This window comes from Gordonia hongkongensis, assembly GCF_023078355.1.
In the GTDB taxonomy this organism is placed as follows: domain Bacteria; phylum Actinomycetota; class Actinomycetes; order Mycobacteriales; family Mycobacteriaceae; genus Gordonia; species Gordonia hongkongensis.
In genome coordinates, this window is the sequence record NZ_CP095552.1 from 4,178,806 (window position 1) to 4,202,463 (window position 23,658).

The following is a 23,658-nucleotide window of genomic DNA, read 5'->3' on the forward strand; positions in this document are numbered from 1 at the left end:
GGAGTCAGTGACCGAGGCCTCGACCACGACGGTCCACGAACGACTGCTCGACGCCACGCAGAAGCTGCTCGCCGACAAGGGAATCCGGGCGACCACCATGCAGCAGGTCGCGGAGTCGGCAGGCGTGTCCCGCGCGTGGCTGTATCGGCACTATCCGGACAAACCGTCCATGATCGGCGCGACCATCGTCCGTCTCACCGAGTCGTTCTGGCGCGACGCCCGGGCCGAACTCGACGCCATCCCCGACCTGGTCGGGCAACTCACCGCCGGCGTCCGGATCGGCCGGGGTGCCTACGACGACCCGGGCACGCTGCTGCTCCGACTCCGCACGGAGGAACCCACGGAGTTCGCCGAATGCGCCGGTGTCGGTGTCGTCAAGCTGGTTCCCGACCTGGCAGCGTTCTGGTTTCCGTTCGTCGAACAGGCCGCCGCCCGCGGGGAGATACACCCCGCGCACGATCCGTACGAGGTGTCCGAATGGGTTGCGCGCGTCCTGATCAGCCTCGGCACCTCCCCGGGTGAGGCCCTCGACATCGACGACGCGCGGCAGGTCCGACGCCATCTCGAGCGGTTCGTCATGCCGGGTCTGGCCACCGACCCGCAGGGATGAGTCGGTGAGGCCCCCGATGCCCTCTGGCCTGGGTGACGCCGATCACCTAGACTAGTGTCCAGTCAACCGTCCGGAAAACGCGGACGACCGAACGACGCCGTCGGAGGGCCCCATGGATTTCGGGATCGTGCAGTTCACCAGCGACCGCGGGCTCAAGCCCCACGTCCTGGCCCCGCTCATCGAGGACGCAGGTTTCGCGTCGTACTACGTTCCCGAGCACGGCCACATCCCGACTCGACGCGACGCCGCGCATCCCCGCACCGGTGACGAGACCCTGCCCGACGAGCGCTACATGCGCACCCTCGATCCCTGGACGTCACTCGCCGCCGCCGCGGCCGTCACCGAACGCATCCGGCTCGCCACCGCGGTCGCACTGCCGGTGCAGTCCGACCCCATCACGCTCGCCAAGACCATTGCGACGCTCGACCACATCTCGAACGGAAGGGTCACCCTCGGCGTCGGATTCGGTTGGAATCTGGACGAACTCGCCGACCACAACGTCCCGCCGAAGCGCAGGCGGACGATGCTGCGCGAGTACCTCGAGGCGATGACCGCGCTCTGGACTAAGGAAGAGGCCGAGTTCGCGGGCGAGTTCGTGAATTTCGGCCCCAGCTGGGCGTGGCCCAAATCGACGCAGTCGCACATCCCGGTCCAGGTGGGCGCGGCAGGCAACGAGAAGAACTTCAAGTGGATCGCGCGCAGCGCCGACGGCTGGATCACCACACCCGGCGAGGAGGACATCGAGGGGTCGGTGTCGTTGCTCAAGCAGATCTGGTCCGACGCCGGTCGTGCGGGCGACCCCGAGATCGTCGTCCTCGACTTCCGGCCGGTACCCGAGAAGCTCGAGAAGTGGCGCGAGATCGGGGTCACGACAGTGCTGTACGGCCTCCCCGACGACTCGGTCGAGCGCGCGAGCGGCTACCTCGCCAAGCTGGCCGGCAAGCTCGGCATCACCCCGGCGGTCGTGTAGGCCGTTGTGGGAGGTGCGAGCGAAGCGACCCACCCCCGCTCCCTGAGTCGAAAGAACCACCTGGCTCTTGTTCCCTGAGGAGGCCGGAGCTTGCGGAGGGCGCGTCAACCCCTGCTCCCTGAGGAGCCGGAGCTTGCGGAGGGCGCGTCAACCCCTGCTCCCTGAGGAGCCGGAGCTTGCGGAGGGCGCGTCAACCCCTGCTCCCTGAGGAGCGCCCGGAGCTTGCGGAGGGCGCGTCAACCCCTGCTCCCTGAGGAGCGCCCGGAGCTTGCGGAGGGCGCGTCACGAAGGGTCCTGGTGAGATGACGTCGCCACCCCTTCGTGGCTCTCGTCGACCTCGACGCGCTCCTCAGGGAGCGCGGATGGCCGCGCCCTCCGCAGCCGGCTCAGGGAGTCGGTGCGACGAGCCGCTGGCGGACGTCCCGGAAGATCCCGTTGGCCACGCTGGTGCGGCTCACCGCATCGGCCGCCAGGATCACAGCCGCCGAGGTCCAGCAGCTCTTCTCCACGGGCCAGCGTTTGCCATCGGCGAAAACCAGTCCGGTCCAATACGATCCGTCCGGATCGCGCAGATGCTGAATCGACGCGATGAGCTCGATGGCATCGGCGGTGTCACCGAGGGCATCGAGTGCCAGTGCCAGCTCACAGGTCTCGGCGCCGGTGACCCAGGGACGATGGTCGACGCAGCGAACACCCTTGCCGGGCACCACGAACTGTTCCCACCGCCGCGCGATGAGTTCCTGCCCGTCGCGTCCGCGGACGGCGCCGCCGAGGATCGGGTAGTACCAGTCCATGGAGTGTTCGGACGGCGGGGTGAAGGTCTGCCACTCGTCACGCGTGACGTCGGCACGGATCGCGTCGCCGAGCACACTGTGCGCCGCGATCCAGTCGGCGTCGGGCTGATCCATCTCACCGGCGATCCGGATCGCGCAGTCCAGCGCTTGGAAGATGCTGGCGTTCCCGGTGATCAGCGCTTCACCGAACATCGCTCCGGTCCGGTGGTCGCCGCCCCAGCGGAACGCACCGTCCTCACGCTGGAAGCGCAGCACGCAGTCGATCGCCGACCAGACCACCGGCCACATCTTCTGCAAGAAGGCGTCGTCACCGGTGATCAGATAGTGATGCCAGACCCCGACCGCGATGTAGGCGCAGAAGTTGCTGTCGGTGCCGGCGTCCTCCACCTTTCCTACGACGGTGCGGATCGGCCACGACCCGTCGTCGCGCTGTTTACGCCGCGACCACTCGTAAGCCGCCTCTGCCTCGGAGTGAAACCCGGTCACGGACAACGCCATCGCCGATTCGATGTGGTCCCATGGGTCGGTCTGCCCGCCCGGGAACCACGGCAACGCACCGTCGGCCTCCTGCATGCCGACGATCGCGGCACCGGTGGCCCGCATCTGCTCGGCCGTGACCACACTGGGGATCGCCGGGACGGCCGTCATGGGGCTCCCGTCCTGGAGGCCCCCGTCATGAAGACGCGGTGGCGGTCTCGGGCTTGCGCAGGTAGAGGGCCACCGACTTGCCGATGAGCGGGTTGAGCACCTGCTCGCCGACCCGGGTCAGCCACGGCTTGCTCATCATGTCCCAGACCAACAGCTGGTGGTAGCCCTTCACCAGGACATTGTCGTTGTTCTCGACTCCCACAGCGCATTTCAGCCACCAGTAGGGGGCGTGCAGGGCATGGGCGTGGTCGGTGCCGGTGACCTCGAGTCCGGCTCGCTGCAACTTGCCCGCGAGCTCGGAGGCCTTGTAGATGCGGACGTGTCCGCCCTCGACCTCGTGGTACTCGTCCGACAGGGCCCAGCACACCTTCTCCGGCCAGTACCGGGGCACGGTGACCGCGGCGACGCCACCCGGCTTCAGCACGCGCACCATCTCACTGATCGCGCCCTCGTCGGTCGGGATGTGCTCGAGGATCTCGCTCATCAGGACGACGTCGAAGCTGTTGTCCGCGTACGGGAGTCGAAGCGCATCCCCGACCTCGGCGCGCGCCTTGGCCGACGCGGGCACGTGACCCTCCGCCATCATGGCGTCGAACATCTCACCGACGTCGGACATGTCGCTCTCGGACATGTCGAAGGCGATGACCTCCGCGCCACGACGGAACATCTCGAACGAGTGCCTACCCTGCCCCGCCCCGATGTCGATCGCCTTGGTGCCCGGTCCAACGCCAAGCCGGTCGAAATCAACTGTGAGCACTCGATGTCCCTTCTGTTGCCCGCCGATGTCCGGCGAGCACGGTTTCGTAGTGAGCCGCAGTCTTCGCGGCCACTGCTGCCCAGCTGTAGTGCTCCTCGGCGCGTCGACGACCACCGTCGCCGAGACGCGTCCGCAGATCGGCATCGTCCAGCAGCCGGCCGATCGCCTGCGCCAGGCATCCGGAATCCCGCGGCGGCACCAGCAACGCCGCCTCCTCAGCGGTGCCGACGACCTCGGGGATCGCACCGGCCCGGGTTGCCACCAGCGGCGTTCCGCAACTCATGGCCTCGACCGCCGGCAGCGAGAACCCCTCGTACAACGAGGGCACACACGCCACCTCGGCGGAGGCGAGCAGGCCGGCGATCTCGGAGTCCTCGAGGCCGGACACCACCGAGACGCGATCGCCGATCGCCAGATCCTCGATCATCTTGGCGGACGGACCGTTCGGGTCCAACTTAGACACCAGTACCAATTCGACATCCCGCTCGGAGGACAGCTTCGCGACCGCCTCGAGCAGGTACGAGACACCCTTCAGCGGCGCGTCGGCACTGGCGACACACACGATACGTCCGGGAACGCGCGTGGCGGCCGGCGTGAAGATCTCGGTGTCCACCCCCAGCGGGATGGTGGTGATCCGACCCGACGGGATGTCGAAGGCCTTGCGGATGTCGACCTCGCTGCTGCGGGAAACGGTGAGCAGCTCGGGGATACGGCGTGAGACGCGCCCCTGCATGCGCAGGAACGAATGCCACCGCCAGGCACTGATCTTGCGCCACCCCTTGGCCGCCTTCACCGCCAGTGTGCGGTCGCGGGTGATGGGGTGGTGGATCGTCGCGATCAGCGGGAACCCGGCCTTCTGGATGTCGAGCAGTCCGTAACCGAGGCACTGGTTGTCGTGCACGATGTCGAAGTCGTCGCGGCGCTCTTTGAGAAGGCGCGCCACCCGGAGGCTGAACGTGAGCGGTTCGCCGAAGCTCGCCGTCCACATCGAGCCGACCTCGAGCACGTCGATCCAATCGCGGTACTCGCCCGGACGAGGCGTCCGGAACGGGTCCGGCTCGTCGTAGAGACCGAGGCTCGGCACTTTGGTGACGGTGACCCCGGCGTCGATGGCCACCTGGTCCAGTTCGGGGTAGGGCTGCCCCGAGAAGATCTCGACGCTGTGCCCCAGCAGTGCCAGTTCGCGGGAGAGGTGGCGGACGTAGACGCCCTGGCCACCGCAGTGCGGCTTGCTTCGGTACGAGAGCAGTGCGATGCGCACGGTCACTGCGCCCCGGCGGTGGCAGCCGCCTCGAACTCGGAGATTCTGACGAACTTCGTGCGGACCCGGCCGGTGGCCCTGCCCGCGGACTTCTCGGCGGCGTCGATCGCCTTCCAGCCCGTGAGGTCGATGCGGTTGGCGCCGCGGTCGGCCACGAGTGCGGCGACGTCGTCCCGCGAGGTCGAGGGGTCGTCGAACGCGGCGGCGACGAAGTCCGCGATGACCGCCTGCGCGGTCTCCTGACCGCAGATGCGGTTCATGCCGATACCCCCTGTCGCTCCTCGCTTGATCCAACCCGTGACGTACAGGCCGGGCATCACATCGCCGTCGGCCGCGGTCTGGACCCGCCCCTCGGTGTTGGGGACGACGCCGTGCCCCTCGTCGAACGGTAGGTCGGTGACCGGCACGCCCCGGTAACCGATGGCCCGCAGGACCAGTCCGGTCTCGAGGTCGAACCGATCCTCGGTGGGTGTCACCGCGACTGTCCCGGTCGCGTCGGCGTAGGCGTTGCGCACGCACGTAAGCGTAGCCACTTCCCCGTCACCGGCAATTTCGACGGGAGACGTGAGGAACCGGAACACGATGCGCTTGTTGCCCGGCGTCTGCGGACGCTCGGCGAATTCTCGGGCGAGACGCACCTTGGTGGCGATCGTCGAGTCGAGCGTGTCGTCGGACTGCGCCGCCTCCGAGGCCGGGTCGAGGACCAGCTCGTCGGGGTCGATGACGACGTCGACACCGTCGACGTCACCGAGTGCCAGGAACTCGCTGTTGGTGTATGCCGCCTGCGCCACGCCGCGGCGGCCCAGGAGCACCACCTCGGAGATGTTGGATTCACGCAGCTTCGCGAGGGCGTGGTCGGCGATGTCGGTCTTGGCGAGCTCGTCCGGGTCGGTGACGAGGATGCGCGCGACGTCGAGTGCCACGTTGCCGTTGCCGACCACGACGGCCCGCTCGCCCGACAGATCGACGTCGAGGTCGGCGAAGTCCGGGTGACCGTTGTACCAGGCGACGAACTGGGTCGCGGCGACCGAATTGCGCAGATCCTCGCCTTCGATTCCCAGCCGCTTGTCGGTCGCGGCGCCGACCGCGTAGATCACCGCGTGGTAGCGGGCGACCAGCTCGTCGTGGCTGATGTGCTTGCCGACCTCGACATTGAGGTAGTAGCTGAAGTTCTTCTTCGCCGCGACCGAGGCGAAGGTCTTCTCCACGCCCTTGGTGGCGCTGTGGTCCGGTGCGACCCCGGCGCGCACGAGTCCGTAGGGCGTCGGCAGCCGGTCAAACATGTCGACCTTGATGGCCGGTTTGCGGACGAGCTCCTCCGCGGCATAGAAGGCCGCCGGCCCGGCACCCACGATGGCCACGTGCAGTTCCTTCTCGGGCAGCTTGGGTGCCTTGCGCGGTGGCACGAGGCCGCCCTCGACGTCGTGGTCCTTGTAGTAGTCCGCGTTGATCTGGAGGTACGGCTCGTCACGCTCGTCCAGCTGATCGTCGGGGATGATCGCCTCCACCGGGCACTCGTCGATGCAGGCGCCGCAATCGATGCAGGTCTCCGGATCGATGTAGAGGGCCTCCGCCCTGAGGAACTCCGGCTCGTCGGGCGTGGGGTGGATGCAGTTCACCGGACACACGCTGACGCAACTGGCATCGTTGCAACATGGGCGGGTAATCACATGCGCCATCTGCTGTTTCCTCGTGATCCGACACGTAGAACGTGTTCTATTTTTCCGATTGAATGTATCTTAGCCGCAAAGATACCGGCGACCTATCGGAGGGACTCGAGTGAGCCAGGTTACGCCAGCAGTGTCGGTTGCATCACTCCCGGATCGCAAGCCTGGTGCCCAGTTCTACGAGGTGGGCTATCGCGTCCGCACCGGCGACGTCGATCAGGACATGCGTGTGCGCCTCGATGCGGTGGCCCGCTACCTGCAGGACGTCGCCAACGACAACCTCGAGGCAACCGAGTTCAGCGCGACCGACCCGTTCTGGATCGTTCGGCGGACCATCATCGATGTCATCGAGCCCATCACCTGGCCGGGTACGGTGACCGCGCAGCGCTGGTGCGGTGCCCTGTCGACGCGCTGGACCAACATGCGCGTGCGCCTCACCGCCGAGCACGAGACAAACCGGTTCAACCCCCGACCGCGTCCCGCGGGCCTGATCGAGACCGAGGCGTTCTGGATCAACGTCAACGAGCAGGGCGTGCCGTCACGCCTGTCCGACGACGCCTTCGCGATGCTGTCGGCGATGACCGACGAGCACCGCCTTCGCTGGCGGTCGATGAACCCCGAGAAGGCCCCCGACGCCGCCGACATCGACTTCCCCGACCGTGAACACGTTCTCCGGATCACCGACTTCGACCCGTTCAAGCACCTCAACAATGCCGCCTACCTCGAGGCGATCGAGGACGAACTGGTCGAGCATCCCGACCTGGTCGACGCTCCGCACCGGGTGGTCATCGAGTATCTCCGGCCCATCGTGCCGGGCACGCGGCTGGTCCTGCGCCGGGTGCGCGAGGGCGACCGGCTCACCGTGTGGTTGCTGATGCCGGGCACCGGCGACGAACTCGTGGTCGCGGCCAGCGTCGTCGTCGGGCCGCTCCCGGGGTGAGCAACTTCTACTGACCGCCCTGGAGCAGCAACTCCATCAGCTTGATCGGCGCCGCGCACGGATCGCCCTGGGGCGCGCTGCGAGGTTCGACGAACCAGGTGAAGATGCCGCGGCTCGGCGCGCGGGCGGTCACACCGCAGACGCCCGGCCGGTCGGGACTGCGCTGGGTGAACGCCGACTGGCTGGCGACCTTGATGTTCTCGGTCTGGAACCCGAGCTTCTTGGCCGTCTCCTTCTCCACGTTGACGTTGCCCCACTCGAACCAGTTGAACGTCACACTCACCACGTCGGTGGTGCCGGAGACCAACCATCGGCAGATGGCCCCGCTGAACGACCGTTCGGCGAACCCGCCGCCGGCGACGACATCGGCGATCATCGCGTCGGGTAGCACATCGCATTCCAGCAAGAGCCGGTCGAACTGGTCGGTGTCGATGTCGCTGCTGCCGGACTGGTCCGCGGCCCCCAACGGCACCGCCTCACCGTCGACGGTGCGCGCACACCCAGCCAGGGCGGTCAGTCCCAGCAGCAGCGCGGTGATCACGATGAGGGCGCGCTTCACGACGCACGCTCTATCGACAGCGTCGCCAGCTCGCGTGCGGCGTCACAGATCTCTTCGATCGGCCGTGGTGTCGCCGCGTCGCCGCGGATCGACCATTCGAAGAAGTCCGCGCCGAAACCGATGCCGACCTCACAGATCTGACCTGATTGCGTGTAACCGATGAATCCCTCGTGGCCGTCGATCACGAGTCTGTTGGTGACGTCGCGCGACAACTTCACGTTCGCCTCCTCACGACCGATCGGCGATCCGCGATACCAGTTGAACGAGGCGACGGCACCCGTCCGCGAACCGGTCGTGTCCCATTCGCACACCGAAGTGTTGTTCACGGTCTCGGTGAGTCCACCGAACCCGGTGATGCGGACCACCTCGTCGAGGGACACGCCGCCGCATTCGCCGAAGAACGGTCCGGAACCGGCCTGGGCGGGCGCCTCGGGCGTGTTCGGAGTGTTTGGATCTGACGTCGGCTCGTCGTCCGAGCAGGCGCCGACGAGGAGCGTGATCGCCGCCAGTACCGCGATGAGGAATGTGCCGTCACGCAGCCGATCCAGTTGACGCCGTTCACGTTTCGTCGGCCGACCGGCACCGCGGTCGCGACGCGGCTGACTCGCGAGGATCTCCTTCGGCGGCGGCGGCGGAGACCGGTCGATGAAGCACTCGGCGGCCATCGGCGCCGACACCCGCTTACTGATCGTCCTGGTGACCTCGACGATGCGCTCCCGTCCGGCGAGCCGTACGCGGACCTCGTCACCCGGCACCACCGGCTGGGCCGGTTTGGCGGTCACCCCGTTCACGCGGACGTGCCCGCCCCGACACGCGGCGCCCGCCGCCGATCGGGTCTTGGTCAGACGGATGGCCCAGATGTAGGCATCGACGCGGGTGGACATGGTCAGCCGCCCAGCCGACTCGTCCGCAACCCGGGAGTCCGTCCGGCGCAGGCGCCCCGACCCGGTTCAGTGCCCACGACGCCGACTCCCTTCACCGCGCTTTCAACCCTGCCGGGTGCTCGTTGGGCACCACTGTAGCGGGGTCGCCCAGCTCGCCGCGGGTGCTGAACAGGCGACACCGTCAGCGCTTGCGCGTCAGCAGGTATGCGCCCCCGCCGACGGCCAGGACGAGGAACAAGATCGCCAAGAAGGTCTGGTCGAGCAGCAGCAACGTCACGAACACCGCGATGCCCGGTGACACCGCGACCAGGCTCATCGCCGGGTGCTGACGCACGACCTCCGACACCGCTCTGCTCTTGTCCCGATCGATGGCCATGATGCCCTCCCTGGTCGGTTGCACCCGGATCGGCCCGTGAACGGCCCGGGGTCGTGTGCCCAGGGTAGCCGCGTGTCGCGACAGGCCCGGAAAATCGCCCCCGTTCCGGTCAGGGACTCTGCGGTCTGACCCCTGCTCTCAGCTCATCGAACTGCCCGCGAAGCGAATAGCCATATCGTCAGCCACACGGTCCGATGTCGGCAGATGTATCTGCCCGAGGAGTCGGCCGGGACGTCCAACGCGAACATGTGCGGGTCGGCGAGGATGTCGGTGACCGCGGCGGAGCCGGCACCGATGTCGGGTCCACCCGATCATGTCTACTCCGACTGACATGTCTATGCCGTTCAGCGGCTTCCATTCTGGTGGAATGTGGAGGGCCGCGGTTTCTACTTCTTGCTTCGCTCCGAAGTCTGGTCTGACCTGGTTCACCTGGTAAGTAATCGACTGCATATTGCATCAGATGAGACGCCCCGGCGTTCTCACAAAGGATGGCCGCGGCAACCCCGTCCGGCGCATAGTCGTGGCATGCTGCGTTTCTGTGCTGACGTCTCAGCCGCGGACTGGATCACACGAAGTCGTGACGCGACCGACAACGTCGCGTCGGGCCAGGCTTGGAAAGCTCTAGCGCTGTTCGGCCCTCCTGAGTTCGAGGCCTACGCACGGGTCCGTTTCATACCGGATCCAGACCGTCCTCACCAGAGCGTTCCGAACAAGGACTTCACAGAGCCCGCCTATGAGGGCTACGAGCACGCCATCGTCGCCAGGACGTGTAGAGCCCTGGCTGCGGCGACGCGCAGCTCGGACGAGTGCTACTTCGCGATCTGGGCCGGCTATTCAGGTGTCGTGTCTCCTGTACCGGGTGGCCCTCGGATGTACATCCCCAACCGCGGCTACCACCTCTACGTCGGCACACTGTCCGACCTCAAGGCGTGGGAGGAGCCCTTGACGCACGAAACGCCTGCGATGTTTCACGACCCGCCGGCCTTTGTATGGCCCGCTGACCATGCCTGGTGCCTGGCAAGCGACACCGATCCTCACTGGGCCGGGATCGGGGCGAACACAGCCACCATCCGCGACCTCACATTGCGAAACGACATCGATGTCGTGACCGCAGACCGCTACGGTCGCCAGCCGTTCTACGACTGACCCACGGAACCGAGGACGGATGAAACGTCGCGGATTCCGATTACTGACCGTAGGTGTATGGCAGGTTGGCGTTGATCAGGTTGCCGATCCGATTGCACAGATGACGGAGCCGGCGGTCTTCCGGGTCGCGACCCGCTTTCGTCTGCCGATGCGGTGCGACTCGGCTGGGCTCAGGGAAAATGCGCGGGCAGTCGGCTGTTTCGTTGCACATCCTCGGCGTCGCACCCGCTCCTGTTGTCGGCTGCGTAGTGGCGATGACAACCCTGTTCGATCAACAGCCTGTGACTGCTGGGGTTTCTGTTCACCACGGTTCACTGCGGTTCACCACTGATGTTCGTGTGACATAGATTGCCGCACAGCTTGATTCGACGGCAGATAGGTTGTGGACAAACCTCGTCGTCGAACGTCTTGGCGAGTACATTGGTCTCATGTCCTCGATCACCGAGCTCCGCGACACCCTCATTGGTCTGCAACCCCCGCCCGACGACGGGAGTGGTCGCCTGGTAGTCGAGCGACTCGACGGACTACGCGTGCTGCGCAACGTCCTCGATCACCAGATCGCCGTCCACATCGCCCTGTTGGAGGATTCGGGGGCACCGGCGCGAGCTGGGTCGACGACCCGATCCTGGCTGATCGAGATGGGCCTACCCCCGACGGCCGCGCACCGCGGTGCACGGATCGCCGCCGGACTGGGATCGTTGCCGAAAGTCGCCGACTGCGCCGCCGACGGGTATCTCGCGGCCGAGTGTGTCGATGCCGTGGTCCGCGGCATCGCGTCCATCGACAAACAGGCAGCGCCCGCGCTGACCGACGACGACCTGTCGGCGTTCGAAAGCGAACTACTGGCGCAGGCCTTCTCCGGTGCCACCCCCGCCGAGATCAACACTCACGCCCGGAGCATCGCCATGCGGGTCGCCGATGACGATCCGCACGCGGTCGCGCCGGCCGATGATGCGTCGCTGAACACCTTGCACACCAGGGTGACCGACGAAGGCCGGGTCGCGATCAGCGCAGACGTCACCGCAGTGATCGGGGAAAAATTCTTGACGATGATCGACGAACGCTCCTGCCCACGCCCCGAACCCGACGGCGCCGACGACCGCCGCGATGCCGGCCAACGCCGCGCCGACGGTCTGGAACTCCTGCTCGATCAGGCCGCGATCGGCGCGGCCATGACCACCGCAGGAGCACCACGCACCCAACTACTGGTCACCATCCCTGCTGACGCTGCCGATCCGGCGCGTCTGCCGTGGGTGGGCGTGGTGTCGGCGTCGACGGCGCGCCGGTTGTCGTGTGACGGCGCGGTCGCCGAGATCGTCCTCGACGCCGAAGGCGTGCCGCTACGGATGGGAACGACGAAACGACTGTTTCCGCATCACTTACGTCAGGCGATCGTCGTGCGGGATGCGTGTTGTGTGAAATGCGGTGCCCCAGCAGCACATACCCAAGTGCATCATCTGGTCCACTGGGCCGACGGCGGACCGACGGATCTGGACAACGGCTGCCTACTCTGCCAGCGCTGCCACACCCAGGTCCATCACCACGGCTGGGAGGTGGTGATGGGCCCGGACCGGCATCCCTGGTTGATCCCACCCGCCGACATCGACCCGAAACGCCTCCCCCGACCCGCCTACAATCGGCGCACCATGCGACTCGACGACGCACTCGTCTAACCGTCCCCGCCGCACCAGACCCTCGGGCATCGACCCCGATGCCACACGATCTTTGACAACTCCACAGTGTGAAACCGAACCCCACCCACCGGGATGCTGCAGCGAAAGGCAATCACTTGCAATCACTTTCGGTACACATCCCGGTTGGGTCGGGGGCGACCTTGCAATGAAATCCACCGATCTCGCCCTCGACAGCAACCGTTGGCCACGCGGGTAGGTCAGCCATGGTCGGCCAACACCCACCCCTCAGCTCAGGAAGCACGGAACTTGCGGCTCTGCCGGATCAGGCCGCGGCATCTCCGGAGTCAGTGCCGGAATCTGAATCGACGCTAGAGTCCGACCCGCTCCCGGGGTCGGTGTCGTCGGAATCCGAGGTGTCGGCATCGGCTCCGTCGGAATCCGAGCTGTCGGGAGCCGAGACGTCGGGATCGACGCTGTCCGAATCCGGGTTCCCGGAATCCTCGCTGTCGGAGTCCGAGCCGCCCGACTCGGCTGCATCGGCGTCGCCGGCATCCGAGCCCTCGACGCCGCTGTAGTCGGTGGGCTCTGGCGTCCGGTGCTTGCCGACGTAGGAGTTCTCCGCCGAGCGGTGCTTGCCGACGTAGCTATCGGCCTCGTCGGTCTCATCGTCGGTGGCGGCCGAATCCGCCGATGTGTCGACGACCGACATGCTCGCGCGCGCCAAAGTGTTCGACGCGCCGGTGTCTATTGGATCGGTGGCGGGCAGGCCGAACGGGAACTCGTAACTCGGGATGCGGATCACGGGGACGAGTTCGCCGGTGTCGAGTTGCCCGAATTCGATGACCGGCAGGCCCAGTCGATTCGGCCGGAGCTCGCCGTTGACCTCGACCAGCGGTCGGAAGGTGACGGTCGAACCCAGCCAGTCGACGGTGATCGGAGCCGTGAATCCGTAATCGCTCGTCAGCCGGAGGAAGTTCCCGCTGAACAGGTCGTAGTCGCCCCCGATGCTCAGGCGGGCGAAGTCCTTGGAAAGCGACATCCAGTCGCCGTCGAAGTCGATTCCGGAACCACTCAGGGCGCCGGCGAGCAGACCCTCGAGAACGTCGGCGCCGAGTCCGCCGAGAACCCCTCCCGGATCGGCGATCAGCGCTGTCGGGTCAGTGAGCGCGAACTGGAGTTCGCCGTTCGGTTGCTGCCACCGGAAGTCGAAGGTGCCCAGCACGTTCGCGCAGGCTCCGACGCCGTCGGCATAGGCACCGGTGAGGCCGCCATAGCAACCCACGCCCTGGACGCCGGGGATCGTCGTGATCGTCTCGCCGAGGACCGTGACGTCGAGCGGTCCGGTGTTCCACGCGTGTGCCATCCCGATCAGTGCGAACGACCTCGCCGTCCGTCCGTCACTCGCCCCCGCGGTCGCGATGCTCAGCGGCAGATACGATGTCGCAGTCGCGTCGCCGCCGCGGTATGCGAGCGCGAACTGGAAACCGTTCCCGCCGACCGTCGCCGAGCCCTCGGTGGCGGGGCCGTCGGTCATCGTCGGCGGCAGGTCGATGCCGAGAAAGCGGAGGATGTCGCCGAGGACCGAACCGGACACGGTGTCGAACACCTGCTTGACCGGATCGTAGATCGCGACCGGCACCACCTCGATGCGGTCGGGCAGGACGACGGCGAGTCCGATGCCGCCGAGCTCGGTGCTCGACTGAGAGCAGTCGGCCCCGTCCCGGACGCCGCCGGACAGGCAGCTCTGGATGCGCCACTGCTCCGCGATGTCGGCGAGCGCGCCGTTCCCGATCTCGGAGATCAGACTGCCGAGCGGGTTTCCGCTGTTGAAACCGTTCAGCCAGTCGTCGAGTTCGCCGATCGCCGGTGGTATCACCGCGGCCTCGGCCACCGTCGGCTCCGCGACCTGCCCCGCTCCGATCGCGGCTACGGTCGCCAACGCGGCCGCCCCCGCGATCGCACGATGCTGCCGCCGCTGCTTCCGGTTCTCGCGTCGAGCGACCTTCTCCGATCGCTGAATTCCGCTGCGCCCCAACCTGGTCATCCGTCCCACCCTCTTCTCCCCGACCGCCCGAGCTGAGTAAGTGAATCATCACGCTCGGTGAACAGATGGTCGATCGGAGGAAATGGCACGAATCGGCGGTTCTGGTCAGACGTCCCACTCCTACCAGCGGTCGCGGTCGAGACCCTGACCGGAGGCACCGGCGTCGGCGGCGCACCCGAATCCCACGACCCAGCGGGCGGGACCGCTCTCTCCCGCGGCGATCTCGACCTTGCCCAGCATCATCGGCTCGGGCAGGGCGGCCAGGAACTCCCCCAGCGCCGACGGGGCGAGCGTCCACACCTCGCCGCGAATCGCACGGCCGGCCTCGGGATCGCGGATCAGTCCCGGTTTGGGCGGGGTCGTGTCAAGTGCGACCAGACGGTACGACGGGGTCGTGGTGACCTCGCCGGCCCACCGGGCACCCCGTTCGCTCAGCTCGTGCGTCAGAGGCCCACCCCGCATGTGCGCCCCGAAGACCGCGAGTTCGATCGCATCGTCGGGCTCCGCCCAGGAGGGCGCCACCGAGTCGTCACCGACGAAGCGACGTGCCACGTCGACGAGCACGGCGTCGGCATGCGCGACGCCCAGGAACGTGACGCCGAACTGTGCTGTGCTGCCGTCGTCTTCGACGACCGTCCCGGCCGGCACCGCGAGTCCGCAGAGGTCGAAGAGGTTGCAGAAGTTGGTGTATGTGCCCATCCGCGAGTTCACGCCCACCGGATCGGCGGCCACCTCGGCGAGCGTCGGGTGCGCCGGCGCGGTCGGGACCATCAGGACCGTCGCATCGCCCCACTGGTCCATCGCCGCCACCCGGAGGTCCGCGAGACGACGACGGGCGCGCAACAGGTCGACCGCCGAGAAACGGTCCGCCGCACCGATGATGGCCGACACCGTCGGATCGAGGCCGGCGGCGCCGGGATCGGCAACGGAATCGAGGTACTCCCCCACCGCCTCGTATCGCCGGCGACGAGCGCGTCGTCGTAGAGGAGCCGGGCGGCCTCGAGGAACGGCGACAGGTCGATGGTCTTGATCATGAGCCCCGCCGCCTCGGCACGATGCACCGCGTCGTCGAACGCGGCGCGCCATCTGTCGTCCAGACCGGGCAGCTCGGTGGGCACGGCGACGACCGGGCGTTCGGGCGCGGCGTAGGGCATAGACTTCGGGAAGGGGCGTGTCCCAGCGGCTTTCGCCATCACCGCAACCGATCGGTCGGCCAGCGCGAGGTCGGCGGCGAAGATGGTGAGGACATCGTAGCTCCGACAGGCGGGTACGACTCCGTCGGTGGAGACGACACCGAGGGTCGGCTTGACACCGACGATGCCCTGCAGGCCCGCCGGCACCCGACCCGACCCGGCGGTGTCGGTCCCGATGGCGATGTCGGCGAATCCGAGGGCCACCGCCACCGCCGACCCCGAGCTCGATCCACCCGAGATGCGGTCGGGGCGTCGGGAATCCCGCACCGCACCATAGGGACTGCGCGTACCCACCAGTCCGGTCGCGAACTGGTCGAGATTGGTCTTGCCCAGCACCACCGCGCCGGCCGCACGCAGGGCGGCGACCGCAGGCGCATCGGCCTTGGGGGTGAAAGCGAAACCGGGACACCCGGCGGTGGTCGGCAGACCGCCGACGTCGACGTTGTCCTTGACCGCGAGAAGAATGCCCGCCAGCGGGCCGCCGGTCGCGACGGACCGCTCGTATTCGGCACGCACCTCGGCCTCGGGCCGGAGCGTGATGAACACCTCCGGACGATCCGCCTCGGCGATCCGCGCGTACACCTCGTCGATCCTGCTCATGCCACCCGCTCCTCGTCGTCCGCGCTCTCCGACGCTCCGCCGTCGGCCACGCTCACACCGGCCGCCCGCGCAGCGAATTCACCTTGTAACGACCATCTCTCGCGCTCCTCCGCACGGGCGATCTCCATCGTCTCCCGGCGAGTCGCGATGTCACCGGCGTGCTCGTCGAGGAAGCGCTGATGCGCGGCCAGCGAGAACTCACCGTCGACGATCTTCGTGCTGTCGCCGCGCCCGGCGGCGACGTCGGCCCGCATGTCCAAGAGCTCTTCGGCGCTGACCGGATACCAGTGGATTCGATCAAAGAACCGCAGGAGCCACGGATGTTCGGGATCGAAACCCGGGGCCGGCAACGGATGCCGGTGATTCCACACCTGGGTTGTCCGTCCGACGAACTGATAACCGCCCGGGCCCTCCATGCCGTAGATGCACAGATAGGCGCCGCCGATACCCACCGCGTTCTCCGGGGTCCAGGTGCGGGCGGGGTTGTACTTGGTCGTGACCAGGCGGTGGCGTGGATCCAGCGGAACGGCCACCGGCGCACCGAGATAGACGTCGCCGAGGCCGAGCACGAGGTAGCTCGCGTCGAAGACCGTGCGGTACACGTCGTCGACCGAGTCCAGGCCGTTCATCCGGCGGATGAACTCGATGTTCCACGGACACCACGGGGCGTCGGACCGCACGCCGAGCATGTACCGCTCGATCGCCTCGCGAGTGGCCGGGTCTTCCCATGAGAGCGGCAGGTGCACCGTGCGGCTCGGCACCACGAGGTCTTCGGCGGCCGGCAGTTGGCTCTCGCATTCGGTCAGCCACTCCAGCATCTGCGCCTGCGACCACACATCCGGGTCCGCCTTCACCTGCAGGGAGCGGATTCCCGGCGTGAGATCGACCAGCCCGCGCGGCTTCTCGGCGGCGATCCGCTCGGCCAGCGCATGCACGCGGGCCCGCAGGGCCAGGTCGAGGTGCATCTCGCCGTACTCGACGAGCACGTTGTCGTCGCCGGACCGGCGGTAGGTGACGGTGGTCGATCCGTCGGCGGTCGTCGTGGTGCCCAGGATTCCGTTGTCGGCGTCGCCGCCCGACGACAGGACGTCGACGAAGCACGCCCGCCGGCCCAACCCGACCTCGGCGGGCGAGGCCGCACGGTCACCGCGCACCGCGACGAACCGGATCGTGTCACCCGGCTTCAGCTGGCCGAGCTTCCAGCGCTGCGCGGTCGTGACCGTCACCGGGCACACGAATCCACCGAGACTCGGGCCGTCCGGGCCGAGCAGAATCGGTGTGTCCCCGGTGAAGTCGAGGGCACCGACCGAGTAGGCGGTGTCGTGGATGTTCGACGGGTGCAGACCGGCCTCGCCACCGTCGTCGCGCGCCCACCGGGGTTTGGGTCCGATCAGCCGGATACCGGTCCGGTCGGAGTTGAAGTGCACCTCGTAGTCGGTCGCGAACAGATCGGCGATGTCGTCCTCGGTGAAGAACTCCGGGGCGCCGTGGGGTCCGACGGTCACCGCCAATTGCCAGCTGTTGGTGAACGCCGGCTGCTCGTCGGACAGGATGCGCCGAGGCGCGCCGACCGGCGCACCCAGCAACGCGAGATCGTCGCCGGCCACCAGTGCCCGCCCGTCGAGCCCGCCGAACTTGCCCATGGTGAAGGTGGACCGGCTCCCGAGGTGATCGGCGGCGTCGAACCCGCCCCCCACCGCCAGATACGCCCGCATGCCGAGCGCACCGATCGATCCGATGTCGAGCACGTCACCTGGTTCGATAGTCAGCGGAACCCATTGCGGTGCAACTGTTCCGTTGATCGTCACCGGGACCGGCGCCCCGGTGACGGCCACGACCGCGGACCGGTCGAACCGCAGGGCCGGCCCCATCACTGTGATCTCGAGACCGGCTGCCGTCCCCGGATTGCCGACAGCGATGTTGGCGAGCCGGAAGGACAGGTCGTCCATCGGACCGGAGGGGGGTACGCCGACCTTCCAGTACCCGACCCGGCCGGGCCAGTCCTGGATGGTGGTGAGCGGACCGGACCGCAGTACGGTCACCGCGCCCGTGGTGGTGGCAGACATGATAGTGGGTTCCTCGTCGGAGTCAGGCGACGCCCGGGGGGCGTGGAGGTGAACGGAGGTCAGGACGGCCGGGTGACGATGACGCGCACCGCCGTCGGATCGAATCCGTTGCAGGGGTTGTTGATCTGCGGGCAGTTCGAGATGAGCACGAGGGTGTCGACCTCGGCGCGCAGCGCCAGTCGCTTGCCGGGGGCGGACAACCCATCGACGATCCCCAGCGAGCCGTCGGGATCGACGGGGACGTTCATGAAGAAGTTGACGTTGCCGACGAGGTCGGCCTTGCCGAGGCCGTGCCGGCTGCCCTCGATGAGGAAGTTCTCGACGCATGCGTGCTGGTGCTTGGTGTGGTGGCCGTAGCGCAGCGTGTTGGATTCCTGCGAGCAGGCGCCGCCGAGGGTGTCGTGGTTGCCGACCTCGTCGGCGACGATCGTCATCAGCGGAGTGGAGTCGTGGTCACGGATCACGCTGCCGGTGGTGAGGAAGATGTTGCCCTGCGCGGCGATCGTCGCCTGGGCCGAATACCGCTGGGCAGTGTCGGCGGCGGCGTAGAACAGCGTGTCGACGGCCTGGTTGCCGTGCAGGTCGACGATGGTCAGCACGTCGCCGGCGGCGACGACGCCCGACCACGGAGCCCGGTCGCCCACATGCGCGTCGTCGACGACGGCGCCGGGGACGAGAGCGAGTTCGGCGGCGGGCGCCGAGGCGAAATCGGTGATGAGTGCGGTGTTTGTCTCGGTCACGATGGGTGGTCCTCTCTGTGGGTCGGCTCAGTGATGAGCCGCGGCCCAGACGTCTTCGGAGTTGGCGACCGCGCGCTGGTACTCGGGGTCGGTGCCGGCGACCTCGGCCAGCAGCGTGTCGAGGTCGCTCTTCGCCTGCCACGCCAGCACTTCCAGCGAGGTGGTGTCGAAATGCGGCGACGGGTCGAGCGGATGCGCGGTGTTGGCGATCGCGACTGTGCACGACAGATGCAGGATCAGATCGACCGAACGCCCGGGGCCCGCGCTGCCGGTCGAGCGCAGTGTCCCGTCGGCGTCGACGGTGACGCCGTGGAAGAACGACAGCGACGGCGCCACATCCGTGGGTGTCAGACCGTGCTTCGCGGCCGCGAGCGTGAACAGCTCACGTCCGGCCGGACTACCCGAATGCACCTCCCCGGCTCCGTATCTCGCGGTATTGCCCGCGAGGGTCGAGGTACCGCACAGGGCGTCGTGGTGACCGGAGTCGTCGGCGACCACGGTCGCGAGCACGCGGCCCTGATCGCTGAGGAGCGGATGACCCGCACCCAGGTACGCCTGCCACGGGACCTTCACGGTGTCGGCGACGTTGAGACGCTCCCACGGCGTGTCGGCGCGCCAGAGCAGCAGATGGGCGCAGGCCGCGCCGGCCACATCGGTGAGCCGCAACCGAGTCCCCCGTGCCAGGACCTTGCTGGTGTAGCGGCCACCGGGCACCGTCTCCGCCCAGGTCAGCGAGGTGAGCGGGACGTCTGCGGGCGGGTTGGGCCAGGCCGATGGCGGCACCACCGGCATGCTGTCGGTGATGGCACCGGCCTGCGCACGGGCGTGTTCGCGGGCGCCGATGGTGGTGCCGGTACCCGCCGCGGTGATCGTGCTCATTCGGAACTCCTTGTTGTAGATGGTGTTCGGGTGCCACCCTGCTCCCTGAGGAGCGAGCTTGCGAGGGTCTCCCCCTGCTCCCTGAGGAGCGAGCTTGCGAGCGTCTCCCCCTGCTCCCTGAGGAGCGAGCTTGCGAGCGTCTCCCCCTGCTCCCTGAGGAGCGAGCTTGCGAGCGTCTCCCCCTGCTCCCTGAGGAGCGAGCTTGCGAGCGTCACGAAGGGTCTTCGCAACTCGTCTCGCCAGGCCCCTTCGTGACGCGCCCTCCGCAAGCTCCGGGCGCTCCTCAGGGAGCAGTGGTTGTGCGGTTCTTTCGGATTAGGGAGCAAGGGGGCATCAGGCGGACGGGGAGGTCGTCACCGGTCGCGGGTGTTCTTTTCCGCGGGGGTAGCAGGCGATGCCGACGAGGACGGTCGCCACGATGCAGATGGGGCCGGCCCAGCGGAGGATCGGCATCTCACCGGACGGGTCGAAGACCTCGGCCCGCGGCCACGCCAGATTGATCACCATCAGGACGCCGTAGAGCACCGCGAGGGCGTTCACCACGATCCCGAAATGGCCGAGGCTGAACAGCTTTCGTCCGCCGGCGTCGACGGCCGGTGTGTCCCGGCCGCTGCCGTGCGGCCAGCCCTGGAACCGCCGGTAGAGCATCGGGCCGGTGACGGCCAGGTAGGCGAGGTAGATCAGGATGATGCACACGCTGGCGAGGGTCGCGAAGATCGCCGAGTTGCCGACGTTGACGAGCAGGATGCCGATGCAGAGCACACCGATCAGGATCGACGGCAGGATCGGGGTGCCGGTGCGGCTGTTGACATGTGACAGTTGCGCCGAGAACGGGAGCCGGCCGTCGCGAGCCATGGAGAACATCAGACGCGAGCAGGCGGTCTGGATGGCGAGGGTGCAGATGAAGATGGCCACCGCCACGTCGGCGAGCAGGACCTTGCCCCAGAAGCTGCCGAGCACGGAATCGAGGACGTACGGCAGACCGCCGGTCGCGAGTTGCTCATCGAGGGTGGGTGCCGCCATCAGGGTGCCGAGCAGCATCAGTCCGCCGCCGATGGCCGAGACGGTCAGCGCCATCCGGATGGTGCGCGGTGCGACGCGGCGCGGGTCCCTCGTCTCTTCGGCCAGCTCACCCGCCGACCCGAAACCGACCATGACGTACGCGGCCATCAGACCGGAGACGATGAACGCCCAGATGTAACCGGGCTGCTGACCGGGAACGCCGGTGTCGAAGACGACGTCGGGACCGCGCTGGGCGTGGGTGAACAGTGCCAGGATCACCGCTACGACACCGACCAGTTCGCAGACGACGCCGATGCTGTTGACCCGGCTCATCCACCGGACACCGATGCAGTTGATCGCGGTCACGATGACCAGCAGGACCGAGCCGAGGAGCACCGCGTTGGCCGCACCGCTCGTGGTGGTGAGGGTTGGGTCGTCGCCGATGATCTGAAAGCCGATCCAGATCGACGGCAGGACGACCTGCAGGGCGATCGCGGCCGCGGCAGCGGTGACGACCTGCGCGATCATCATGAACCAGCCGCCGAACCAACCGACGACCTCGCCGCCCATTCGCCGGGACCACTGGTAGATCGCGCCCGAGATCGGGTATCGCGCCGCGATTTCGGCGAAGCACAGCGCCACCAGGAACTGGCCGGCGTAGACGATCGGCCAAGTCCAGAAGAAGGCCGGGCCGCCGAAACCGAAACCCAGACCGAACAGCTGGAAGATCGTGGTCAGGATCGAGACGAACGAGAACCCGGCGGCGAAGGACGCGAACTTGCCGAGCGAACGATGGAGTTGCTGGTCGTAGCCGAGTGCCGAGAGGTCGTGTGCGTCGGCATCTCCGGCGCCCGGGCCGGACGATGATCCAGCGGCCGAGGAGGGCGATGCCGCGGGAGCCACTTCGGGGGTGGAGGTCATGCGCGGTCTTCCTTTCCGAGAAGAAGCTCCACGTTGAGCACGGTTGAGGCAGGCACTGTTTCCTGTCACCTGATAGGTAAGCCCTCGCTGATTTCTATCGATTGACAGAATTGTTCCGGTCGTGAAAACTCCCGTTACGTCCGCGTAACGCGCCTGGGATTTTCCCGGTCGGCGGGTCCGCGAACGGCCGAAGCACGCGGCCTGTCGGCTAGGGTCGAGAAATCCGGGTCACAAGATGCCCGGGTTGCGAGATCTGTTGACGCAATTGAGGAGACGACATGCCGTCCGGCTCGAGTACGGCCCCGACGCCGACCGGCCGCGGCCGCCCGCGCCTGGTACAGGCCCGACGCCGCGGGCAGACCGCGCGCGAGGAGATCCTCGACGCCGCTGCCGAATTGTTCACCCGCCACGGGTACACCGGGACGTCGACACGCATGATCGCCGAGGCGGTCGGCATCCGACAGGCGTCGATGTACCACTACTTCGGCACCAAAGACGACATTCTCGCGACCCTGCTGGAGACGACAGTCGTCGCCTCACTCGACCGCGCGCGGGTACTCCTCGACGGGGATGGACCCGCGCTCGCGCGGCTGCTGGAGCTCGCGCGCTTCGATGTCGATCAGCTGGCACAGTCGCGCTGGAACCTCGGCGCCCTGTACCTGCTGCCCGAGGTCGCCGACCAGCGTTTCGTCGAATTCCGTTCAGCACGGCAGGAATTGGCCGACTCGTATGCCGCTCTAGCGGCCGCGGCACTCGGCGATGCCACCGACAAGCGGACGCTGCTCCCCTTCCGGCTGGTGGAGTCGGTCATCATGATGCGCGCCGACGAACAGCGCGGCGAGCTCGGCGAGCACACGGCTGCCGGTCTCGCCGCCACCGTCGTCGACGCGATCTCGCGAATCCTGTAGCAACAGAGCGCACATGGCCGACGTCGCTACGGAGTTCCCGCGAGCGTGACGGCTAGCAGGTTCCGATCACGCCACCCTGCAGCGCCACCTCCATCTTGCGCACGATGGAGCAGTCCGCCGGACCACTCCCGACACTCCGCATGGGTTCGACCTGCTTCACCGCGGGGGTCGGGGCGAGCTGCCGGCCGACCGGCCCGGTGACCTGCGGTACGACCGGCTCCGGGGCGGCATGCCGCGGCTGATGCGGGACGACGACCCGCTCGGCCGACACCTCGGTGGCGTCCGCGCGCAGGTGTCGCGGCTTGTCGACCGGCACCTTCCAGCCCTTGTCGTAGCCGTGCGCCGCACCGATCGCGACACCGGCCGCGACCGCGGGCAGCGCAACGAGGGTGGCGACCAGAGCCGTCCCCACCACGGGTCCGACGACGAGTCCGGTGGGCAAGAACGGGATTCCGAACAGCAGACCCAGTCCGCCGCCCACCACACCGCCGACCGCGAGGGCGAGGGGTGCTGCCACCCCGGCTCCGATGACGCCACCGACCGCGGCGTCACCGACCATCTGCTCGGCCACCCGGTCGGCCCGCGAGACCGGTACCCCGTTGCTCTGCAACACATCCGAGATTCCTTGGACGATCTCGCCGGCTCCCGCCGAGATCTGCGCGGCCAGTTGCGGGGACACCGCTCGCGGACGGGTCAGGTCCAGGTTGCCGACCCGAACCCGGTCCCCGACATCGGCGACCGGCACCGCCACCGAACCGAGTGGCCGTAGGTGCCGCGGCCCCGGCGTCGGGACGACCGACGTCACGTCCGGCCACGACCCGACCACCACCGGCGCCGCATCCGAGACCAGCGCGGCGTCGATCTGCGCGATGCGGAAAGCGTTGCCGGGCAGTGTTTGTGCTCCCGACGTCGATGAGGAGGGTACCACCGGGACGGGCAGGGCCACCCCGGGTGAGACCGCCTGGGCCACGGCCGGGGCCGTCACCGTGAGCGACGCGGCCATTGCGCAGCCAAGCAAGGCGCCCGCCGGGCGGCGACCGCGCGGACGTGGGCAACGGT

The 23,658-nt window shown here is 67.8% G+C and carries 20 protein-coding genes and 1 pseudogene; 6 read left to right on the top strand and 15 right to left on the bottom strand.

From position 1 onward, the window contains the following. Positions 1-7: 7 nt before the first annotated feature. Entirely contained in the window at positions 8-610 is a 603-nt protein-coding gene (locus MVF96_RS18890; protein WP_171011674.1) for a TetR/AcrR family transcriptional regulator, read from the top strand. A gap of 112 nt (positions 611-722) precedes the next feature. Beyond that, positions 723-1,580: an LLM class F420-dependent oxidoreductase gene (locus MVF96_RS18895; RefSeq protein WP_058252424.1), complete on the top strand. Its 858-nt coding sequence runs from the start codon at positions 723-725 to the stop codon at positions 1,578-1,580. A gap of 386 nt (positions 1,581-1,966) precedes the next feature. Here MVF96_RS18895 and MVF96_RS18900 read toward each other — a convergent pair whose 3' ends face one another. Genes MVF96_RS18900 through MVF96_RS18915 form a run of 4 tightly spaced genes read right to left on the bottom strand, consistent with a single transcriptional unit; the run spans position 1,967 to position 6,719 of the window. Beyond that, entirely contained in the window at positions 1,967-3,022 is a 1,056-nt protein-coding gene (locus tag MVF96_RS18900) for a prenyltransferase/squalene oxidase repeat-containing protein (protein WP_058252425.1), read from the bottom strand. A gap of 25 nt (positions 3,023-3,047) precedes the next feature. Then, the gene (locus MVF96_RS18905) at positions 3,048-3,779 is read right to left on the bottom strand and encodes a class I SAM-dependent methyltransferase (protein ID WP_058252426.1); all 732 of its coding nucleotides are present in this window, start codon (positions 3,777-3,779) and stop codon (positions 3,048-3,050) included. Continuing rightward, on the bottom strand, positions 3,766-5,040 hold the full coding sequence (locus MVF96_RS18910; protein WP_078114133.1) for a glycosyltransferase family 4 protein: 1,275 nt from the start codon (positions 5,038-5,040) through the stop codon (positions 3,766-3,768). Before MVF96_RS18910 ends, MVF96_RS18905 begins: the two co-directional genes overlap by 14 nt. 2 nt (positions 5,041-5,042) lie before the next feature. Then, complete coding sequence (locus MVF96_RS18915; protein WP_247450038.1) at positions 5,043-6,719, bottom strand: FAD-dependent oxidoreductase; 1,677 nt, start codon at positions 6,717-6,719, stop codon at positions 5,043-5,045. Between the two features lie 100 nt (positions 6,720-6,819). Between MVF96_RS18915 and MVF96_RS18920 the strand changes: the two genes are divergently transcribed. Continuing rightward, positions 6,820-7,647, top strand: a complete 828-nt coding sequence (locus tag MVF96_RS18920) for an acyl-[acyl-carrier-protein] thioesterase (RefSeq protein ID WP_078114128.1) — start codon at positions 6,820-6,822, stop codon at positions 7,645-7,647. A gap of 7 nt (positions 7,648-7,654) precedes the next feature. On the opposite strand, the gene MVF96_RS18925 is transcribed toward MVF96_RS18920, so the two are convergent. The 3 genes from MVF96_RS18925 to MVF96_RS18935 form a co-directional block, all read right to left on the bottom strand. Then, positions 7,655-8,206, bottom strand: coding sequence for a DUF3558 domain-containing protein (locus MVF96_RS18925; RefSeq protein WP_247450040.1), 552 nt, complete (start codon positions 8,204-8,206; stop codon positions 7,655-7,657). Beyond that, complete coding sequence (locus MVF96_RS18930) at positions 8,203-9,090, bottom strand: DUF3558 family protein (protein ID WP_058252430.1); 888 nt, start codon at positions 9,088-9,090, stop codon at positions 8,203-8,205. The genes MVF96_RS18925 and MVF96_RS18930 overlap by 4 nt, the downstream gene beginning before the upstream one ends. A gap of 181 nt (positions 9,091-9,271) precedes the next feature. Beyond that, complete coding sequence (locus MVF96_RS18935) at positions 9,272-9,466, bottom strand: hypothetical protein (RefSeq protein ID WP_058252431.1); 195 nt, start codon at positions 9,464-9,466, stop codon at positions 9,272-9,274. Positions 9,467-9,991: 525 nt separating this feature from the next. Here MVF96_RS18935 and MVF96_RS18940 point away from each other — a divergent pair. Then, on the top strand, positions 9,992-10,612 hold the full coding sequence (locus MVF96_RS18940; RefSeq protein WP_238994933.1) for a hypothetical protein: 621 nt from the start codon (positions 9,992-9,994) through the stop codon (positions 10,610-10,612). Between the two features lie 428 nt (positions 10,613-11,040). After that, entirely contained in the window at positions 11,041-12,285 is a 1,245-nt protein-coding gene (locus MVF96_RS18945; protein ID WP_159371378.1) for an HNH endonuclease, read from the top strand. 283 nt (positions 12,286-12,568) lie between these two features. Here MVF96_RS18945 and MVF96_RS18950 read toward each other — a convergent pair whose 3' ends face one another. From MVF96_RS18950 to MVF96_RS18980, 7 genes and pseudogenes are all read right to left on the bottom strand, one after another. Continuing rightward, a complete protein-coding gene (locus tag MVF96_RS18950; protein ID WP_336276201.1) occupies positions 12,569-14,290 on the bottom strand; it encodes a hypothetical protein in 1,722 nt (573 codons plus the stop codon). A 120-nt stretch (positions 14,291-14,410) separates the two neighbouring features. Then, a pseudogene (gene atzF, locus MVF96_RS18955) lies at positions 14,411-16,083 on the bottom strand (allophanate hydrolase). After that, positions 16,080-18,149 carry a 5-oxoprolinase/urea amidolyase family protein gene (locus tag MVF96_RS18960; RefSeq protein WP_247450042.1) on the bottom strand — a complete coding sequence of 690 codons (2,070 nt, stop codon included), beginning with the start codon at positions 18,147-18,149 and terminating at the stop codon, positions 16,080-16,082. Before MVF96_RS18960 ends, atzF begins: the two are co-directional and overlap by 4 nt. Before the next feature lie 59 nt (positions 18,150-18,208). Continuing rightward, on the bottom strand, positions 18,209-18,889 hold the full coding sequence (locus MVF96_RS18965) for an urea amidolyase associated protein UAAP2 (RefSeq protein WP_058253818.1): 681 nt from the start codon (positions 18,887-18,889) through the stop codon (positions 18,209-18,211). Between the two features lie 27 nt (positions 18,890-18,916). Continuing rightward, positions 18,917-19,768 carry an urea amidolyase associated protein UAAP1 gene (locus MVF96_RS18970; RefSeq protein ID WP_247450044.1) on the bottom strand — a complete coding sequence of 284 codons (852 nt, stop codon included), beginning with the start codon at positions 19,766-19,768 and terminating at the stop codon, positions 18,917-18,919. After that, positions 19,765-19,983 (bottom strand): hypothetical protein, encoded by a 219-nt coding sequence (locus tag MVF96_RS18975; RefSeq protein ID WP_247450046.1) that lies wholly within the window; start codon positions 19,981-19,983, stop codon positions 19,765-19,767. Before MVF96_RS18975 ends, MVF96_RS18970 begins: the two co-directional genes overlap by 4 nt. Before the next feature lie 118 nt (positions 19,984-20,101). Then, positions 20,102-21,691 (bottom strand): amino acid permease, encoded by a 1,590-nt coding sequence (locus tag MVF96_RS18980; protein ID WP_247450047.1) that lies wholly within the window; start codon positions 21,689-21,691, stop codon positions 20,102-20,104. 278 nt (positions 21,692-21,969) lie between these two features. On the opposite strand from MVF96_RS18980, the gene MVF96_RS18985 reads away from it, so the two are divergent. Next, complete coding sequence (locus MVF96_RS18985; RefSeq protein ID WP_137810304.1) at positions 21,970-22,599, top strand: TetR/AcrR family transcriptional regulator; 630 nt, start codon at positions 21,970-21,972, stop codon at positions 22,597-22,599. Positions 22,600-22,651: 52 nt separating this feature from the next. On the opposite strand, the gene MVF96_RS18990 is transcribed toward MVF96_RS18985, so the two are convergent. After that, positions 22,652-23,602: a hypothetical protein gene (locus MVF96_RS18990; protein WP_418930402.1), complete on the bottom strand. Its 951-nt coding sequence runs from the start codon at positions 23,600-23,602 to the stop codon at positions 22,652-22,654. Positions 23,603-23,658 lie beyond the last annotated feature (56 nt).

Bases quoted from the DNA above. Each gene is read 5' to 3' on its own strand.
- MVF96_RS18895 (WP_058252424.1), top strand. From the start codon at position 723: ATGGATTTCGGGATCGTGCAGTTCACCAGCGACCGCGGGCTCAAGCCC.
- MVF96_RS18900 (WP_058252425.1), bottom strand. From the start codon at position 3,022: ATGACGGCCGTCCCGGCGATCCCCAGTGTGGTCACGGCCGAGCAGATG.
- MVF96_RS18915 (WP_247450038.1), bottom strand. From the start codon at position 6,719: ATGGCGCATGTGATTACCCGCCCATGTTGCAACGATGCCAGTTGCGTC.
- MVF96_RS18930 (WP_058252430.1), bottom strand. From the start codon at position 9,090: ATGTCCACCCGCGTCGATGCCTACATCTGGGCCATCCGTCTGACCAAG.
- MVF96_RS18935 (WP_058252431.1), bottom strand. From the start codon at position 9,466: ATGGCCATCGATCGGGACAAGAGCAGAGCGGTGTCGGAGGTCGTGCGT.
- MVF96_RS18940 (WP_238994933.1), top strand. From the start codon at position 9,992: ATGCTGCGTTTCTGTGCTGACGTCTCAGCCGCGGACTGGATCACACGA.
- MVF96_RS18945 (WP_159371378.1), top strand. From the start codon at position 11,041: ATGTCCTCGATCACCGAGCTCCGCGACACCCTCATTGGTCTGCAACCC.
- MVF96_RS18950 (WP_336276201.1), bottom strand. From the start codon at position 14,290: ATGACCAGGTTGGGGCGCAGCGGAATTCAGCGATCGGAGAAGGTCGCT.
- MVF96_RS18960 (WP_247450042.1), bottom strand. From the start codon at position 18,149: ATGTCTGCCACCACCACGGGCGCGGTGACCGTACTGCGGTCCGGTCCG.
- MVF96_RS18970 (WP_247450044.1), bottom strand. From the start codon at position 19,768: ATGAGCACGATCACCGCGGCGGGTACCGGCACCACCATCGGCGCCCGC.
- MVF96_RS18980 (WP_247450047.1), bottom strand. From the start codon at position 21,691: ATGACCTCCACCCCCGAAGTGGCTCCCGCGGCATCGCCCTCCTCGGCC.
- MVF96_RS18985 (WP_137810304.1), top strand. From the start codon at position 21,970: ATGCCGTCCGGCTCGAGTACGGCCCCGACGCCGACCGGCCGCGGCCGC.
- MVF96_RS18990 (WP_418930402.1), bottom strand. From the start codon at position 23,602: ATGGCCGCGTCGCTCACGGTGACGGCCCCGGCCGTGGCCCAGGCGGTC.